This is a genomic window from Dyadobacter sp. HNCC25DJ185 (assembly GCF_056895195.1).
In genome coordinates this window covers 480,120-495,311 of record NZ_JBXHAR010000007.1, presented here as the reverse complement: position 1 = coordinate 495,311, position 15,192 = coordinate 480,120, and the positions used below count along the sequence as shown (strand labels likewise).

Here is a 15,192-nt window from a genome sequence, read left to right as displayed (position 1 = left end):
GATGGTCCATGGCACACCCCGGATACATATTTCAGGTTTCCGTTCCTTATGCTTTCATCCTGTGTGCATTCGTTTTTATTCTGCCAAGAAATGCTTCAAAATCGTTGGTCTTCTCTTGGAAAACCCGCTTTGGCCCTTTGGAAGGCCTCACAAAAATTTCTGTAACCACTTTGATAATGCTGGTTTGAAATGTGCCCATCATATGATCGTTTTAGAATGATTAGAAGACTTTTTGACGTTTACGGATATAAAGAAAAATCCAAACTTCACAATAAAGGTAGACTGACGGAGCTGCGCAGGTTATGAGCATGGCCAACCTATTTTATGAGATTAATCAGCCTTATAGTGCGAGCATGACATAATCTTGGCGTCAGCCTCCATGCATTCATGCCCAACCATGTCCCACAATAATAAGCCTGTCCGATTTGGCTGACCACCGTCCTGAAATGAGATGACCTTCGTCATTTCTAAACACTTTTACTACCGCCAATTTTGTACACATGGAATAAGAGCAAGCCTCATTCAACAAAGGCATCATACGCATGAAAAGAATACTAAAAAGATAGAGTCCGCCTTCCGGCGCCATGCCTCCATCGATTCGGGAGGGAAAAAGTGTCCGTCACCGGGAATGAAGTCATACTGACAGGCACTTGTATGCTCTGGAACGAAAAACAAGATGAAGAGGAAGCTGCCTGGGCGGCCACCGGCGTGAACCTGGTCATCAACAACCTGATAGTAGAGGAAGAAGAATTCGCTTTTTAGGAACGAGCGAGGTGAGTGAGTAGTTCGAAATAAGCCTGCTGTGCGCAGGCTTATTTTTTTCCTCTTTCAATCATATTCCCGTGCAAATATGGACGCCATGACAGACCAGGGATTAGGCGAAGCGCAAGTTTGGGTAGCGAGGGAGAAGTTTGGCAGGAATGTCCTGGAAGGGAAATCGAGGAACGGGTTTCTGGATGCGCTGGGGTCGCTGATCAAAGAACCTGTGCTGGTGCTCTTGCTGATCGCGGCCAGCATCTATTTTCTCACCGGCTCTGATCGGGAAGGCACAATGATGTTGGGGGCGATCGTGCTGATCTCGGTCATTTCTCTTTACCAGGACACCAGAAGTAAAAGTGCCCTAAAAGAGCTTAAGGCATTTACCGAGCCCAAATGTCTGGTGATCCGAAATGCAGTTACGTCCCAGGTTCCCGTTGACCAACCTGTTCGATTATCTATGAAATCGAACAGGCCGACAAAGATATCCTCTCGCAGCCGCCACGTCCGTTTACCAGCAGCTTGTTGACCCCGCAGGAATTGCTGCTCAGCATTGTGCGGGGGCTGGTCATGATGGCTGGATTGTTTGGCGTTTACTGGCATGCGTTATTGTCCGGCACCTCAGAGATAGTAACGAGGTCCTGGTTTTCATTTGTCTGATTTCCGCCAATTTCTCTCTGACCTGGCCATCGCTCATTTCAAGAGTCGTTTTTTGAAACAATCAAATACAAAAACAACCTGGCTAGCTGGATCCTGGCCTTATCAGTTTTGTTTTCCGTATGATACTGCTCTTACACCCATTGAGGACTTTATTTAGCCTTGGCACACCTGGTATAATACCTATTACAACCAGCGCACTGACTGGCTTTATCTTCGTTTTTTGGTTTAAGATTTACAAGTTCTGGCAGCGCAGTGCCTCAGTTCCCCGGCAACCTATTGATCAGGATCATTTACCGGGCTAACCTCCGTCAGGGTAAACCTTTTGCGTTTGCACTTATTTTGAAGTTGAAAAGCGTTTCAGCATTCCCAACCAAAAAATTTGACTCTTATGAAAAGCATACTGGTCCCCTGCGATTTTTCGACGGCCTCCGAGCAGGCACTCCGCTTTGCCCTGGAAATTGCAACTTTAAGCGGGGGCGAGGTAACGGTCTTACACGTAATCAACCTCACGCCCAATTATATCGAAACCCTTGAAATAAATCCATACTATGCCGATTCGATGTCGATCCTGACAGAACTGAAGCAGCAGGCCATTGCGGATTATGATCAACTTCAGAAAAAAATAACCAAGGGTAACACCCCGGTAAAGTTCGTTGTTGAACAGGGATTGCTCAACCAGGTCGTGTTGAAATCCGTCCACCAGTATAATGCTGATCTTGTGGTTATGGCAACCAGAGGCGCAAGCGGGCTTGGCGAGCTTTTAGTAGGCTCAAATACAGAGAAAATCGTCAGAAGCTCACCCGTTCCTGTCCTTGCCATTCACAAAAACCAGAAAGTAGATCAGGTAAAAAACATCATTTTCCCCACTACAATCGAACTGAATAAAGACACTTTAATTGAAAAGGTTAAAACTTTGCAAACCTTTTTCAATGCAAAGCTTCATCTTTTGTATGTAAAGACGCCCGACTCCAAGCAGAAAGACCTGGAACTCAAAACCGCGCTGGATAATTTTGCCAGGTTCTACAATTTGAAAAATTACACGATTGTCGTTAAACACGGTAAGACAGAAGAGGAAGGGATTATACAGTTTGCGCGGCAGCTCGAGTTCCCGATGATCGCGATGTCCACGCATGGCCATACCGGCCTGACACACCTGATGCTGGGCAGCATTGCGGAAGATGTTGTCAACCACTGTCCTGAAGCAGTCTGGACCTATGCAGGCCCCTGATTGCTCCGGCTCCTACAAAAACCCTCCAACTACTCCTGCCCATGACTGTTCCCGCGCAAAAAAGGATAACCCTGCACCATTTCGGACTGCGTGCCAGCCCTCAAATCCTGGGCTGGCCAACCGCCGCATATGCCAAACAGACGACAATCGAATCGGATCCGGCCGAAGATCGCGTGAACCAGGGACGCATCCCCCGCCAGCAAGCCTCGGGGTTAGCCCCAAAATGCATGTATGTCACCAGACCGCCATTTGCCATAGCTGAATTGAGAAGCGAAAGCTTGCAATTGCCGGGAATTCCCCTGGGTAGCGTTTCAAGGTGGCTAATTGTTAACAATCGTCGGATCTGGGCCATTAATTAATATTGCTATGTTTCGTGATATATTAGCTCAGACCGAGTTGATCAGAAGGCATATCGAAATGCTGGAAGCCCTATTCAAATATGCCGCAGAAGGAATAGTGGTCGTAAAAAAACCGGGTGTAATCGTCATGCTCAACCCAAAGGCAAAAGCACTGTTTGGCTACAATGAGGAGGACCTGGTCGGAAGGGAAATAGAGACGCTGATCCCTCAACGTTTCTTGACACATCACGTACAATACAGAGACGAATACATGCAGGCGCCCAGGGCAAGGGGAATGGGCCACTCGCTGGACCTTTTCGCGAAAAGATCTGACGGTAGTGAATTTCCTGTGGAGGTAAGCCTGAGCCCATTCAAAACCAGTGACGGCGAATTTGTTGTTAACTTCATCATTGATATCACAGAACGGAAAAACCAGGAAAACCGGATCAGGGAAGCTCATCTTGAGATACAAAAGCTTAATACGGAATTGGAAGAACGGGTTCAGCAACGGACCAGAGAACTGGCCTCGGCCGTTAGAAAAATAGAGGGCTCACAGGAAGAAGTCGTACGGGCGCTTAAAAAGGAGAGAGAATTGAATATCATGAAGAGCCAGTTCATCAACATTGCTTCCCATGAATTCCGAACCCCGCTTGCAACAATACTATCATCGGCTTCCCTGATAGGGCGTTACAACACCACAGAAGAAGACGAAAGAAGGCAGAAACATGTCGAAAGGATCAAATCGGCCGTCACCAACCTTACCGAAATCCTGGACGATTTCCTGTCGGTAGGAAAGCTGGAAGAGGGCCACATCCACAGCATGCCCGTACTTATTGAATTGGAGGATTTTTGCGCCAGCCTGATCGGGCAAGTTCAGGGATTTTGCAAAGCCGGGCAACAGATCCAGCTTGGTTACCAAGGAATTGGCGATGTATGGCTGGATAAAGAGCTGCTCAGGAACATCTTGTTCAACCTGCTCTCCAATGGAATCAAATATTCGGGGCCGGGCAAGACCATCTTTCTCAATGTCCTAGCTCAAACGGACATGGTCCAAATAGAAGTTTGCGACCAGGGAATCGGGATCCCTGTCAAAGATCAGCCCAATGTGTTCGACCGCTTTTTCAGGGCTGCCAATGCTGGCACGGTACAAGGTACAGGCCTGGGGCTCCATATTGTCAGCAGTTATGTTGCGCTGATGGGCGGGTCCGTTTCTTTTGTGAGTGAACTGGACAAAGGCACAACATTCTTTGTAAACCTGCCCAACGCGATCAAGGAACCCGAGATTTTTGAAGAATAAATCGGGTCTTAAAACCCGGAGTCCACTTTCGTTTCACCAGACCTGGCTGGAAGGGAGATCCCGGTTTTGCAGCGACAAGTTGATTGAGATTAGCTGAGCACCCGATGCTGCCCGACCGCGCTATCTGCATATTTCAATATGATAGCCAACTGCCCGCCGTGATGTGCGGTATGGGAGATGATTCGCCCGAGCGATTCTGATTTGGTTTTAACGCCGAATTCTTTGGTCACAATATCAGTTTCCCAATCCTGGTCATGCTGCTGGCTGATTGCAGTTTCCAGAGCTTCCGCCGACTGTGCGACGTAATGCAGCAGGCCCGGCAGATCCGTCCACTCGCCGGTATCCCGCTGGGCGATCAATGTTTTTGCGCTTACCGACAACTTACTCCCAAAAACGTTTTTTGCAAAAAGGAGCTCTACGTCACCAATGTGCCTGATCAAAAAGCCGACCGAGTTTTGTGTCTGGGGTAGTTTCCTTGCTAAATCCTCCGTTGTGAGTGTTTTCAACTGGTTGGAGAAACGGGTCCGGGCCTCTTTCCAGAGCGCCAGCAGCGTTTCGGTCTTCGATTTCGTTTCCATTTTAAAATTTCGTTTTAAACCGCCATCGCCTCATTCTTTGAAAACGCCTGGCTTAACTGTCCAATCCTGGGACACAAATCAAGCACCGGGATGAGGTAAAAAAAATGAGCCTGGTCATATAGCCACCTGATCCGGACGGAATCGCCGACGGCTGTTGGTTTACCCTTGCCAATATCATAAGCATTATCATTTCAGCTTGTGATACAAGTCATCATTTGTCCGATTTTCAGGATCTATTTTTATTCATCTTTATGAACCATTACCATCGGACTTAACAAAAGCCATCACGACTCATGAAAACGATCCTTGTTCCCATTGATTTCTCAGGCCCTTCCGAAAAAGCCCTTGAGGTCGCAAAATCAATTGCGGGCAAAACAGGCGCCAATCTGGAATTACTGTATGTTTATCAGCCCTATATATCTGACATCGCCATTTCAGAAACAATTTATTCCCTGCCAGTTTATCAGGAATTGGAGGAAGAGCGACGGAAACAATTACACGGGCATGTAGCCCAGGCGAGGGAGGAAGGGTTCACGGCAGACGCTATCTGGAGGGGTGACGGCATCCATGACGCCATTATCGGGCAGGCCAGGGAGTCTGGGGCAAGCCTTATTGTAATGGGCAGAACTGGAAAAGGAGGCTTTCTGGACAAGCTGATCGGGAGCTCAGCTACGGCCGTTGCGAAGGTTGCGCCCTGCCCGGTCCTGATTGTGCCAGCCCAGACAACAAAATATTCATTTGAAAAGGTTGTGTATGCTACCCAGCTTGAACTGGACGAAAAAGATATCATCAAGGAGGTGACGAGCCTGGTGGAACAGCTTGGGGGCAAACTGACTTTTTTAAAAGTAGATTCCCAGCCATCTATTCAATCCGACGGCCAATTTCTGGAGCAGGTCAACGAACGGTTTGACACGACTATTGACGAGGTTGTGGTAAAGAAAAGCGCAGGGGTACTCAAAGGAATAGAAGCTTATTGCGATCAGCAGCAAGCCGACCTGATCGTCGTAGCATCGAGGGAGCGTGGTTTTTTAGAAGAATATTTCATTAACCCCAGCCTGACCAAAAAGCTGATACTCGATACACATCTGCCGCTACTCGTGTATCACCTGAAGCGCGACTGAGTTCTTCCCCTTGTACAAAAATCATCGTATGCCACTGCAGTTCATCAGTCGTTTTATTTCAGCAGGCCTCTCCGTAGTATGGAAAATTCATTCATAGCACCGGTTATTTTCTGGGCTGTCTATTTCAGCATTAACCTCACCGCAGCAGTGTTACTTTGGTTGTCAGCCAGGCATCCCGCCGCCGGGCGTGGCGGGTTCTCGCTGTTATTTGCAGCCGCATGCTGGTTTAATATCTCCCTTGCCCTGGAAATGTCATGGCTATATTCCAAAAATGCTGAAATCCTTACCATTCCTTACCATTTTTTGCTGGGAAAGGCACTCATCAACATCACGAAGCCCGTATTATGGATCACGGCCATGTGCCAGGCCGCGGCAGCAGTCGCTTTGACCCTAAGCGGCAAATGGTTTGTCCTGGGCTGTTGGTGCGCCATGATTTTATGCATTGCCCTGCTGCCACTGGGGCTGCATGCGGCCTTTCCGGCACCGCTCCTGGCTGTTCTGGCTTTGTACTATTTACAGAAAAACCCACGGCATACCTATCTGTGGAAATAAAAATGAATGAGCTGACAGGCGCCTATCCTCTGTAAATTTGAATGGAAATTTACGTATCATCATATCCGTTACTAGATTCCCATTCAAAACAGCCTTTGATCAACCTGGGCTGCGCGTTTGCTTGGTATTTTTCTGCCTGCCTGCCAGAGTGGATTGGAAATGGGTTGAATGTCGGGACGGGTTAGAAATGGTCAAGAAAACAGCAGATGGTCTGCTCAATTACGTCATGTCCGTCGGGGCAGCTTTGGCATAAAAGTGACGGAAATGGACGCAGAGAAAATGGTTGCTCAGGCTGGTCAGGAACGGCAGGCAACGCCAAACCAGCATTACGCTGCAGGTGGATTCTGTCTGGGAACCATGAACGGCGGCGGTGTGAATTCCGCTTCGTTTGGACAGACTTTGGGGTTTTCAATCCCTGAAAATAATATTGGCCTCCTTCGTTAAGCTTGTAATGACCAGGCCAGTAACAATAATCAGATTCGCCAGCGTACCATACTTTGCATCCTGCCAGGTCATGACGATCAATACTTGAGAAACTAGAGACCCAAGCATTGCTGTCCAAACCCAGTTATCATTTTTAAACAGCAACAGCACCGAAGACGATAACAGTAAAAGCGAGGCACCCAACCAACAGACGCCACTCATTCGTGTGATCTCACTGGTGATCTGGCTTATTTTGACGTAGCCAAAGGCCTTTGCAAATCCCATTGCATGTATCAAACCATGAACCAGCATGACGAAAAGAAATAAATACCTGCTCATCGTTTCTTGTGATAAATTCGTAAACTTTCTATCTATTGAAAGACAAAAAAAGCAAAGTCAGGACGACTGGGCGCTGATAAAACTCAATCCAACAGATGACTTTTGGAGTCACAATGATACAGAACTGACTATTGTCATTTTCTAAGATGACCCTGGTCATGCCTGAGCAAACACCATCCGCCTACTTTTAGCAGATGGGCAAATTCTTGTCAGAAAATGGATATAATTAGTTCCCTTTTTCCTGGTTTTGTTGTAAGATTGTTAATGATGAATAACCCCTAAGGCACTGAAAAAAATCAAACAGAGCCACTGCACTTAAAAAAGGAAGCGTTTATGGTGAACAGAACCAGACCGGACAGAGAGTATGAAAGGCTAAAATTAGTTCAGTTTCTTTTGGAAACTGATTTCGACAAGAAAAGGGAATTTCAAGATATTGTGGAGTTAGCTGCCAACCTGTGTGACAAACCTGTAGCGCTCATCACGCTTTTGGATGAACATGAGAATTGGCTAAAAGTCAGACTTGGGGTAAACTATGAGGTAATGCCACGCAGCACCTCATTTTGCCAATATGCTGTCCAGGCAGACGACCTAATGGTTGTTCCCGACGCTACGAAGGATCCCCGGTTTTACGATAATGAACTTGTCAAATCTGACCCTGAGGTACGGTTTTATGCCGGCGCGCCCCTGGCCCTCAGCAATGGATTAAAACTTGGCACACTTTGTCTGTTTGATTCGAAACCAAACGACCTTAATAACACGCAGAGAAGTGCACTGAAAGTGCTTGCCAGGCAAGTTGTATTCATGTTGGAATTGGAGTTACGTGACAAATTGCTGCAAAACCAGATGGACGAAATCAAGTCGAAGAACGATTCTTTAATCAAAATTGCCTATATCCAGTCCCACGATATCAGACAGCCCCTGACCACCATTATGGGGCTTGTGGGGCTTGTCAAAGATGGATACCAGGATGTTGATGGACAGTGGCTCGACATGATGTCCCAGACAACCAGCTTATTAGACCAGAGGATCCGTGCTATTGTGAAGGAATCATTGGCGGAAAAGGATATCAAATCACTTCGTTTTAGCAAAATGGTCGAAGAAATTGAAGACTATGCCATCTTACTGCTTGATAGAGACGGGAATGTCGAAAACTGGAACAAGGGGGCCGAAATTTTGAAAGGATACAAGGCTCACGAAATAGTCGGCAGAAATTTCAGCATATTTTATAATGCAAAAGACCTGGCACTCGGAGTGCCGCAGCTTCTGATCCAACAAGCGACTGCTTATGGCTCCGCAAAAACGGAGGGTTGGCGGGTAAGAAAAGACGGATCCTGGTTCTGGGGAAGGATCCTGATCACCGCTATCCATGACGATCTTGGTGAAGTGATCGGATTTACAAAGGTTACAAGGTTATTGCCCCAGCCTGTTTATATGTGATGGTTGATCAACCCCGTCGCAATTACAGCTTTCGGTTTCCACAAAAAGCCACGCTCCTGTGTTGTGACTGCATTCGCTCTTGATCTCGTTTTCTGCAACCTGCCATGAATGGAGAGCAATATGCAACAAAGTAATTGCCGACTGCAAGGCCGGCATTTACCAATCCCCGGTGGTGCACCAAGCAGCGTATTCATTTCAAATCTGACGATGATCAGCTATCGCAATGCTGATCATCATTCCCAACCAACTGTTGCTCAGGTACTTTTACAATGTTGATAAACAATTGTTCAAACTAAATAAACAAAACTATGTCACTTGTAAAAAGAAACGGGGCCTTGTTCCCAAGGCTGCTTTTAAACGACTTTTTCGACACCAGTGCCCTGGGCATACCATCCTTGTTTGACTTTGATGACAACCTTTCCAGGTTCGGTCTTTCGGCAAAAACCCCATCGGTTAACATCGCCGAAAATGATCAGGCATATACCATTGAGCTGGCGGCCCCCGGCCTGGAGAAAAAGGATTTTAAAATCGAGGTAGAAAACGATACGTTAACCATCAGCTCCCGGAAAGAGCAGGAAACCAATGAAGAAAAGGACAACTATAGAAGAAGGGAATTCTCCTATCAAAGCTTCTCCCGCTCGTTCCTGCTTCCCGATAATTCACAAACTGATCACATTGATGCGCAGTATCAGGACGGTATCCTCAAGCTGACGCTTCCCAAAAAAGAGGTCAGTTTGCCGGCCCCTAAAAAGGAAATTGCAATTGCCTGACCCGGCCAATGCATCCACCACAGGGCCAAGCAGTTGAGCGCTTCCCCGTCAGCTATATGTGTAGGCCCTGTGGTCATGGTATCTGTTGTTGACTTTAACCATTCCGCTATCTATGGAAGCCAATTCTACCTACTTACTTCAAAAACGGCCCTCTTATTTTCGAGGTTCCGGTTGGTGCCGCGCTCCCAGGCCCGCTGCCTGCTGCTAGGAGTTTGCTTCTCCCTTTATTCGATAGCAAGTTTCCCGCAAAGATAAATACCGGGGCCATGCGATATAACAGTGGTATTTACATACCGACCATCCTAAGCGGAACGAAGTCGGAAACGCGCGGCATACTGGTGACCCGCTAGCGATTTCAAAATTTCACTTTTTGTGACAAGCAAGCGAGCATGAAAAAAGGAGCAATTGTTTTTAAGGGAAAATATGGCGCCACGCGGCAGTATGCGCATTGGCTAGGCAAGGAACTAGACCTGCCATGTCTGTCGGCCGACGAAGTCACGGATGATAAGCTACATCTTTTCGACTTCCTTATTTTGGGCAGTTCGGTCTATTATGAAAATCTTTTGCTACGACCATTCCTGGTTAAACACGCCGAAGTTCTGGAGTCTAAAAAGATTTTCATATTCATTGACTGTGCTACGCCCGACTCGGACGAAAAAGAACAAAGAAGGATTCTCAGAGAAAACATCCCTAAATCACTTCTCAAAAAAGACAACACCTTTTTTTTGCCTGGAAAATTGGTCATCAAAAACTTACACTTCATGGACCGGACCATGCTTCGGCTGGCCACTTTGTTTGAACGGGATCCGGAACGTAAAACCATCATGACCAATGGGTTCAACGCGATCTCAAAAGACAATTTGATCGATCTGCTCGTTGCAGTCGAGTCCTACATGATTGCCGCGGATTAGAGCATTCCGATCATTGTAATAGCTGACCCGGGTCATTCTTTTGCGGCTGGCTCAAGCCTACCTTAAACCGCATCTCATCACATTAACAACTATTCCTAATGAAAATCAAACCATTACTTAAACTCCTGCCATTCTCTGCGATCATGGCAATGGCACTGGCAATATCGTGCACGGACCACGATATCACCGACCCGCAAGGTAATTGCCACCGTGCAGACGGGACCCCACGGTTTTTCCCTTGCGAATTCGAAATAATTAAGGCAGAGTTCGCCAAAAATCTGACAATCAACGACATTTTCGCCACTGTCACGCCACAAAATCCGGACGTGATCCTACCCATGCAATTTGCCTGGTCCAACTTCGGCATATATCCGAATACGATCGACGTGGTTTATAAACTAAAACTGTACGTAAAACGCATTGCCAACCCCTCCGTCCACCCCAGTTCAGCCTATATCCTCGACAAACCCACCGGCTGGCCTTCGACCATTGCGTCAACTTACTCTACGGCATTTTTTCCACCACAGCACCCAGAGGTACCTATACAGCTTCTTTCCCTGCCATTGGGAGATACTACGGTGGTTATTTCCGATGCCGCTTACCATATTATGCTGGAGTATTTGCCACCCCTGAACACACCGGTATATACCAATTTTACCGGTAATGTATTGTATGCATTTCACAATGTAGAAACCACAAAAGTCCTGGCAGCCCCTCCGCACAATTACCAATTGGGGGTCGATGCCGCCGAAGCGCACATTGTAATCAATCCGACGTTCACCGAGTAAATCATGCAAGTGATCCATCAAGTCCGTCATGAGATCGAAAATTACCGTTTTTGTTTTAGGCGTGGCTTTCATGCCGGCGTTCCACTGCTGCACCGATCATGAGATCCCTGAGGAAAACCATTGGCGGGTAAAAAGTCTGACCAGAATAGCGCCCGACAAACCCGGGATCAAATCCATAAGTCAGTTCTCATATGATCATATCAGCGACATGCCGGCCAGCTGGCAAACTTTTGCCGCACCAACATTTGGCCAGCCACAGGAATTGCAGGAAACGCTTTATGATGAGTACGAGACCTATTAATCCGGACCGTAAAAAACAATGAACTTACCCGATCAGATGCATGCAATGGTACTGGAGAACCAGGGAAGCCCGCTTTCATACAAAGGTATCCCCGTGCCCCTGCCAGGCGAAAACCAGGTGTTGATCAAAGTGCATGCCTGCGGTGTCTGCCGTACTGATCTGCACATTATCGACGGCGAATTGAAAAACCCTAAGTTGCCTTTGATACCGGGCCATGAAATTGTGGGTACTGTAGTGAAGGTAGGCGGTGAGGATAATTTACTCCAGCAGGGAATGCTTGTAGGAGTACCCTGGCTCGGGTACAGCTGCGGCGAATGCAAATATTGTAAAAGCAGCCGGGAAAATCTTTGCGACAAGCCCCTTTTTACAGGGTATACCATGGACGGAGGTTATGCCGAATACACGGTTGCCTACAGTTCGTTCTGTATTCAGCTTCCCAAAGCATTTGCAGATCCCGCCTATGCACCGTTGCTGTGCGCAGGCCTGATAGGTTACAGATCTTTGAGACTTGCCGGCGACAATGTCGGAAAAATTGGCATTTACGGCTTCGGTGCTGCGGCACACATCATAGCGCAAATCGCGATCAGCCAAGGGAAAGAAATATTCGCATTCACCCGCAACGGAGATTTCGAAAGTCAGAGTTTTGCCAGGAGGCTCGGGGCAACATGGGCTGGCAGCGCGGATGAACTGGCCCCGCAAAAGCTGGACGCCGCATTGATTTTCGCGCCTGCCGGTGAACTGGTACCAAAAGCCCTGAAGGCCGTGGACAAAGGCGGCATCGTCGTTTGCGGCGGGATACACATGAGCGATATCCCGTCTTTTCCTTATTCTATTTTATGGGAAGAAAGGGCACTGCTGTCTGTTGCCAATCTGACCCGACAGGATGCGAAGGACTTTATGGCATTACTGGATCAGACGCCTGTTAAAACCGACGTACAGTTTTTTCCTTTGGAAGACGCAAACAGGGCATTAAATGCGCTTCGCAGCGGATCGATCAGAGGTGCCGCCGTACTGGTTGTCGACTAAAGCCGAACCCGCAAATCGCTTTGATAAGCATTGCATATCATTTGGCAGTCACGGTGGGTGCGATGCCGACCCTCCGCTCAGGCAAATTTTGAAAAATCTTCGCAATTGCAGACCTGATCAGGGGATCCATGTCCTTCCTGTCGTAAAGCACTACTTCCATGGCAGCTACAGCCCACCCGCGCCAGACGAGGTTTTTGGTTTTTGTATTCATCAGGTCGATGATCAAAGTGCCTTCCCGGTAATCGAACACGTCGGGCCTGGGACTCATGAAATAGTCGCCGTACATATAACCATAAGGGTCAGGCGTCAGTATGGAGCGTTCCTCCATCACTATATGGTAGTGCAGCGTGAGCTCCGGGTCATGGTCAGTAAGAACATATCCTTTCATTTGCAGCAGATCATTGGCGGCTGATCTGATCCGCTTGTCGTTCAATTCATTATAATACAGGGGATTGCTTTTGATCTCTTTGACATCCAAACCCTCCCAGGCAAAAGTGGTGTACTTTCCGACATTATCATCCTTATCAAAGTCGTAATATGCCCGTATGGCCGGACTGCATCCATACAGCGCAACAACCATAAATAATACTATTTTTTTCATGACACGTTGATTTACTGACAGTTATACACCGACCGTTTACTCAAAATTGGCAGAACCCGGAACATTAAAATATGACCGGCCTAATATATCTTACTGACATTGATCATGGATCGGCCGAAGCATTCTGATCCGGGCGCTGACGACCGTTCAGTCTGCTTTTTTGACAAGAGATTTTATTTTGAGTGACAAATGTCACTGACGCGGTCTTCGTACCAACCGAAATTTGTATCGGTCATTTAGATATAAAAATTAAAACCGATAAGAGACATGAAAGTCGAACAGATCTATACAGGATGCCTTGCCCAGGGCGCTTATTACATCGAAAGCAATGGCGAAGCAGCAGTGATAGACCCGCTGCGGGAGGTGGGCCCTTACATCGAACGTGCTGCAAAAGACGGCGCCAGGATTAAATACGTGCTGGAAACTCATTTTCATGCAGATTTTGTCTCCGGCCACATTGACCTGGCCAAAAAATCCGGCGCTACCATTGTATATGGCCCCACCGCCAGGCCGGATTTCAAAGCGTACGTCGCCACGGATGGAGATGTATTAAAAGTGGGGGACATTTCTTTTACGGTACTGCACACGCCGGGCCATACGATGGAAAGCACCTGTTACCTGCTCAGCGATGAAAAGGGGAAAAATGCAGCCCTTTTTACCGGAGATACGCTGTTTATCGGCGATGTCGGCCGTCCTGATCTGGCGCAGAAGATCTCCGCCGAACTCACCCAGGACAAACTTGCCGCCCATTTATATGATTCGCTAAGAGAAAAGATCCTGCCCATCGCGGACGATATCATCGTCTATCCTGCGCATGGTGCGGGAAGTGCCTGCGGCAAAAATATGAGCACAGAAACAACCGATACACTGGGAAACCAGAAACGGTTTAATTATGCCTTACGGGCGGATATGACCAAAGATGAGTTTATCAGGGAGGTGACCACAGGGTTGACGCCGCCCCCCGCCTATTTCCCCGAGAACGTCATGATGAATATCCACGGCTATGAAAGTATCGATAGGGTCATGGAGCGCGGGAATCGTCCCTTAAGTCCTGCTGCGTTTGAAGCAGCTGCCAATGAGACTGGCGCACTGCTTCTCGATACCCGGGAAGCCGCGGTTTTCACCAAAGGTTTTATTCCTAATTCGATCAACATCGGGATCGACGGGAGTTTCGCGCCCTGGGTTGGAGCGATGATCCCCTCCGTGAAGCAGCCGATCCTGGTAATCGCCGACCGGGGGCGGGAGGAAGAAGTAGTAACCCGTCTGGCGCGGGTTGGCTATGACCAATGCATCGGCTATCTTCAGGGAGGGTTTGAAGCCTGGAAAACGGAAGGACGGGAAACTGACCATATCGAATCGATCACTGCGTATGAAATGTCGGACCTTCTTAAAAAAGACCCTTCGGTAAAGATACTGGACGTCCGAAAAGCCTCCGAATTTGATTCAGAGCATGTGATCGGTGCCGAAAATATTCCGCTGGATGTAGTCAATGCGCATTTTGCAGCAATTGACAAGAATCAAAAATACCTGGTGCATTGCGCAGGCGGCTACCGTTCCATGCTCTTCAACTCAGTCCTCAGAGCAAGGGGTTACCATCATCTGACCGACGTGCAGGGTGGTTTCAAAGCAATCAAGGAAGCCGGCCTTTTGCCGGTCAGTGAATACGTATGTCCAACTACAATGTTGTAAAAACAACTATCATGGGATTCATTTCATCACTATTTGCAGGTAGGCAACGCACGGATTTCAAAGCGCTGGTAGACAATGGGGCACAGCTTATCGATGTGCGCAGCCCGGAGGAGTTTGCCTCCGGGCATATTCGGGGCAGCCGGAACATACCGCTGGCCGCCATTTCGTCCAAAGCCGCCGACTTGCTCAGGGAAGGTAAGGCAATCATCACCTGCTGCAGGAGCGGCGCCAGGAGCGAAATGGCACAATCTATATTGAAATCCAAAGGCATAGAAGCCTACAACGGGGGTTCCTGGAACTCACTGGACAAAAAGTTAAATCAATAAATCGCGGACCTGGATAAGTGAACATGATCAGTTCAACTTGTGACCTGTATC

Annotated in this window: 20 protein-coding genes; 16 read left to right on the top strand and 4 right to left on the bottom strand. The window is 47.8% G+C overall.

Going from position 1 to position 15,192, the window contains the following annotated elements:
* Window positions 1-46 precede the first annotated feature (46 nt).
* Window positions 47-202, bottom strand: coding sequence for a hypothetical protein (locus AC1XUF_RS22085; protein WP_483344003.1), 156 nt, complete (start codon window positions 200-202; stop codon window positions 47-49).
* A gap of 648 nt (window positions 203-850) precedes the next feature.
* Between AC1XUF_RS22085 and AC1XUF_RS22080 the strand changes: the two genes are divergently transcribed.
* From AC1XUF_RS22080 to AC1XUF_RS22060, 5 genes are all read left to right on the top strand, one after another.
* Entirely contained in the window at window positions 851-1,285 is a 435-nt protein-coding gene (locus AC1XUF_RS22080; RefSeq protein WP_483344002.1) for a cation-transporting P-type ATPase, read from the top strand.
* Window positions 1,210-1,416 carry a cation transporting ATPase C-terminal domain-containing protein gene (locus AC1XUF_RS22075; protein ID WP_483344046.1) on the top strand — a complete coding sequence of 69 codons (207 nt, stop codon included), beginning with the start codon at window positions 1,210-1,212 and terminating at the stop codon, window positions 1,414-1,416. Before AC1XUF_RS22080 ends, AC1XUF_RS22075 begins: the two co-directional genes overlap by 76 nt.
* Before the next feature lie 388 nt (window positions 1,417-1,804).
* A complete protein-coding gene (locus AC1XUF_RS22070) occupies window positions 1,805-2,644 on the top strand; it encodes a universal stress protein (RefSeq protein WP_483344001.1) in 840 nt (279 codons plus the stop codon).
* A 41-nt stretch (window positions 2,645-2,685) separates the two neighbouring features.
* Window positions 2,686-3,003 carry a hypothetical protein gene (locus tag AC1XUF_RS22065; RefSeq protein WP_483344000.1) on the top strand — a complete coding sequence of 106 codons (318 nt, stop codon included), beginning with the start codon at window positions 2,686-2,688 and terminating at the stop codon, window positions 3,001-3,003.
* A 7-nt stretch (window positions 3,004-3,010) separates the two neighbouring features.
* On the top strand, window positions 3,011-4,279 hold the full coding sequence (locus AC1XUF_RS22060) for a PAS domain-containing sensor histidine kinase (protein WP_483343999.1): 1,269 nt from the start codon (window positions 3,011-3,013) through the stop codon (window positions 4,277-4,279).
* Window positions 4,280-4,368: 89 nt separating this feature from the next.
* Here the strand turns inward: AC1XUF_RS22060 and AC1XUF_RS22055 are convergent, their stop codons facing one another.
* Window positions 4,369-4,857 (bottom strand): DinB family protein, encoded by a 489-nt coding sequence (locus AC1XUF_RS22055; protein ID WP_483343998.1) that lies wholly within the window; start codon window positions 4,855-4,857, stop codon window positions 4,369-4,371.
* Window positions 4,858-5,150: 293 nt separating this feature from the next.
* On the opposite strand from AC1XUF_RS22055, the gene AC1XUF_RS22050 reads away from it, so the two are divergent.
* The 3 genes from AC1XUF_RS22050 (at window position 5,151) to AC1XUF_RS22040 (ending at window position 6,974) form a co-directional block, all read left to right on the top strand.
* The gene (locus tag AC1XUF_RS22050; protein ID WP_483343997.1) at window positions 5,151-5,978 is read left to right on the top strand and encodes a universal stress protein; all 828 of its coding nucleotides are present in this window, start codon (window positions 5,151-5,153) and stop codon (window positions 5,976-5,978) included.
* A 78-nt stretch (window positions 5,979-6,056) separates the two neighbouring features.
* The gene (locus AC1XUF_RS22045; protein WP_483343996.1) at window positions 6,057-6,530 is read left to right on the top strand and encodes a hypothetical protein; all 474 of its coding nucleotides are present in this window, start codon (window positions 6,057-6,059) and stop codon (window positions 6,528-6,530) included.
* A 264-nt stretch (window positions 6,531-6,794) separates the two neighbouring features.
* Complete coding sequence (locus AC1XUF_RS22040; RefSeq protein ID WP_483343995.1) at window positions 6,795-6,974, top strand: hypothetical protein; 180 nt, start codon at window positions 6,795-6,797, stop codon at window positions 6,972-6,974.
* Here AC1XUF_RS22040 and AC1XUF_RS22035 read toward each other — a convergent pair.
* Window positions 6,939-7,292, bottom strand: a complete 354-nt coding sequence (locus tag AC1XUF_RS22035; RefSeq protein WP_483343994.1) for a hypothetical protein — start codon at window positions 7,290-7,292, stop codon at window positions 6,939-6,941. The genes AC1XUF_RS22040 and AC1XUF_RS22035 overlap by 36 nt on opposite strands.
* A gap of 333 nt (window positions 7,293-7,625) precedes the next feature.
* Between AC1XUF_RS22035 and AC1XUF_RS22030 the strand changes: the two genes are divergently transcribed.
* The 6 genes from AC1XUF_RS22030 to AC1XUF_RS22005 all read left to right on the top strand — a co-directional run bounded on the left by AC1XUF_RS22030 (window position 7,626) and on the right by AC1XUF_RS22005 (window position 12,525).
* Window positions 7,626-8,729, top strand: a complete 1,104-nt coding sequence (locus tag AC1XUF_RS22030) for a PAS domain S-box protein (RefSeq protein ID WP_483343993.1) — start codon at window positions 7,626-7,628, stop codon at window positions 8,727-8,729.
* A gap of 308 nt (window positions 8,730-9,037) precedes the next feature.
* The gene (locus AC1XUF_RS22025; protein ID WP_483342703.1) at window positions 9,038-9,499 is read left to right on the top strand and encodes an Hsp20/alpha crystallin family protein; all 462 of its coding nucleotides are present in this window, start codon (window positions 9,038-9,040) and stop codon (window positions 9,497-9,499) included.
* A 389-nt stretch (window positions 9,500-9,888) separates the two neighbouring features.
* A complete protein-coding gene (locus AC1XUF_RS22020; RefSeq protein WP_483343992.1) occupies window positions 9,889-10,410 on the top strand; it encodes a flavodoxin domain-containing protein in 522 nt (173 codons plus the stop codon).
* Between the two features lie 98 nt (window positions 10,411-10,508).
* The gene (locus tag AC1XUF_RS22015) at window positions 10,509-11,198 is read left to right on the top strand and encodes a hypothetical protein (protein WP_483343991.1); all 690 of its coding nucleotides are present in this window, start codon (window positions 10,509-10,511) and stop codon (window positions 11,196-11,198) included.
* A gap of 28 nt (window positions 11,199-11,226) precedes the next feature.
* The gene (locus AC1XUF_RS22010; RefSeq protein ID WP_483343990.1) at window positions 11,227-11,499 is read left to right on the top strand and encodes a hypothetical protein; all 273 of its coding nucleotides are present in this window, start codon (window positions 11,227-11,229) and stop codon (window positions 11,497-11,499) included.
* An 18-nt stretch (window positions 11,500-11,517) separates the two neighbouring features.
* Complete coding sequence (locus tag AC1XUF_RS22005; RefSeq protein ID WP_483343989.1) at window positions 11,518-12,525, top strand: zinc-dependent alcohol dehydrogenase family protein; 1,008 nt, start codon at window positions 11,518-11,520, stop codon at window positions 12,523-12,525.
* A 37-nt stretch (window positions 12,526-12,562) separates the two neighbouring features.
* Here AC1XUF_RS22005 and AC1XUF_RS22000 read toward each other — a convergent pair whose 3' ends face one another.
* Window positions 12,563-13,126 carry a DUF4136 domain-containing protein gene (locus AC1XUF_RS22000; RefSeq protein WP_483343988.1) on the bottom strand — a complete coding sequence of 188 codons (564 nt, stop codon included), beginning with the start codon at window positions 13,124-13,126 and terminating at the stop codon, window positions 12,563-12,565.
* Between the two features lie 267 nt (window positions 13,127-13,393).
* Here AC1XUF_RS22000 and AC1XUF_RS21995 point away from each other — a divergent pair, with 267 nt between their 5' ends.
* Together AC1XUF_RS21995 and AC1XUF_RS21990 are read left to right on the top strand one after the other, a co-directional pair.
* Window positions 13,394-14,815, top strand: a complete 1,422-nt coding sequence (locus tag AC1XUF_RS21995; RefSeq protein ID WP_483343987.1) for an MBL fold metallo-hydrolase — start codon at window positions 13,394-13,396, stop codon at window positions 14,813-14,815.
* An 11-nt stretch (window positions 14,816-14,826) separates the two neighbouring features.
* Window positions 14,827-15,141, top strand: a complete 315-nt coding sequence (locus AC1XUF_RS21990) for a rhodanese-like domain-containing protein (RefSeq protein WP_483343986.1) — start codon at window positions 14,827-14,829, stop codon at window positions 15,139-15,141.
* Window positions 15,142-15,192: the final 51 nt, after the last annotated feature.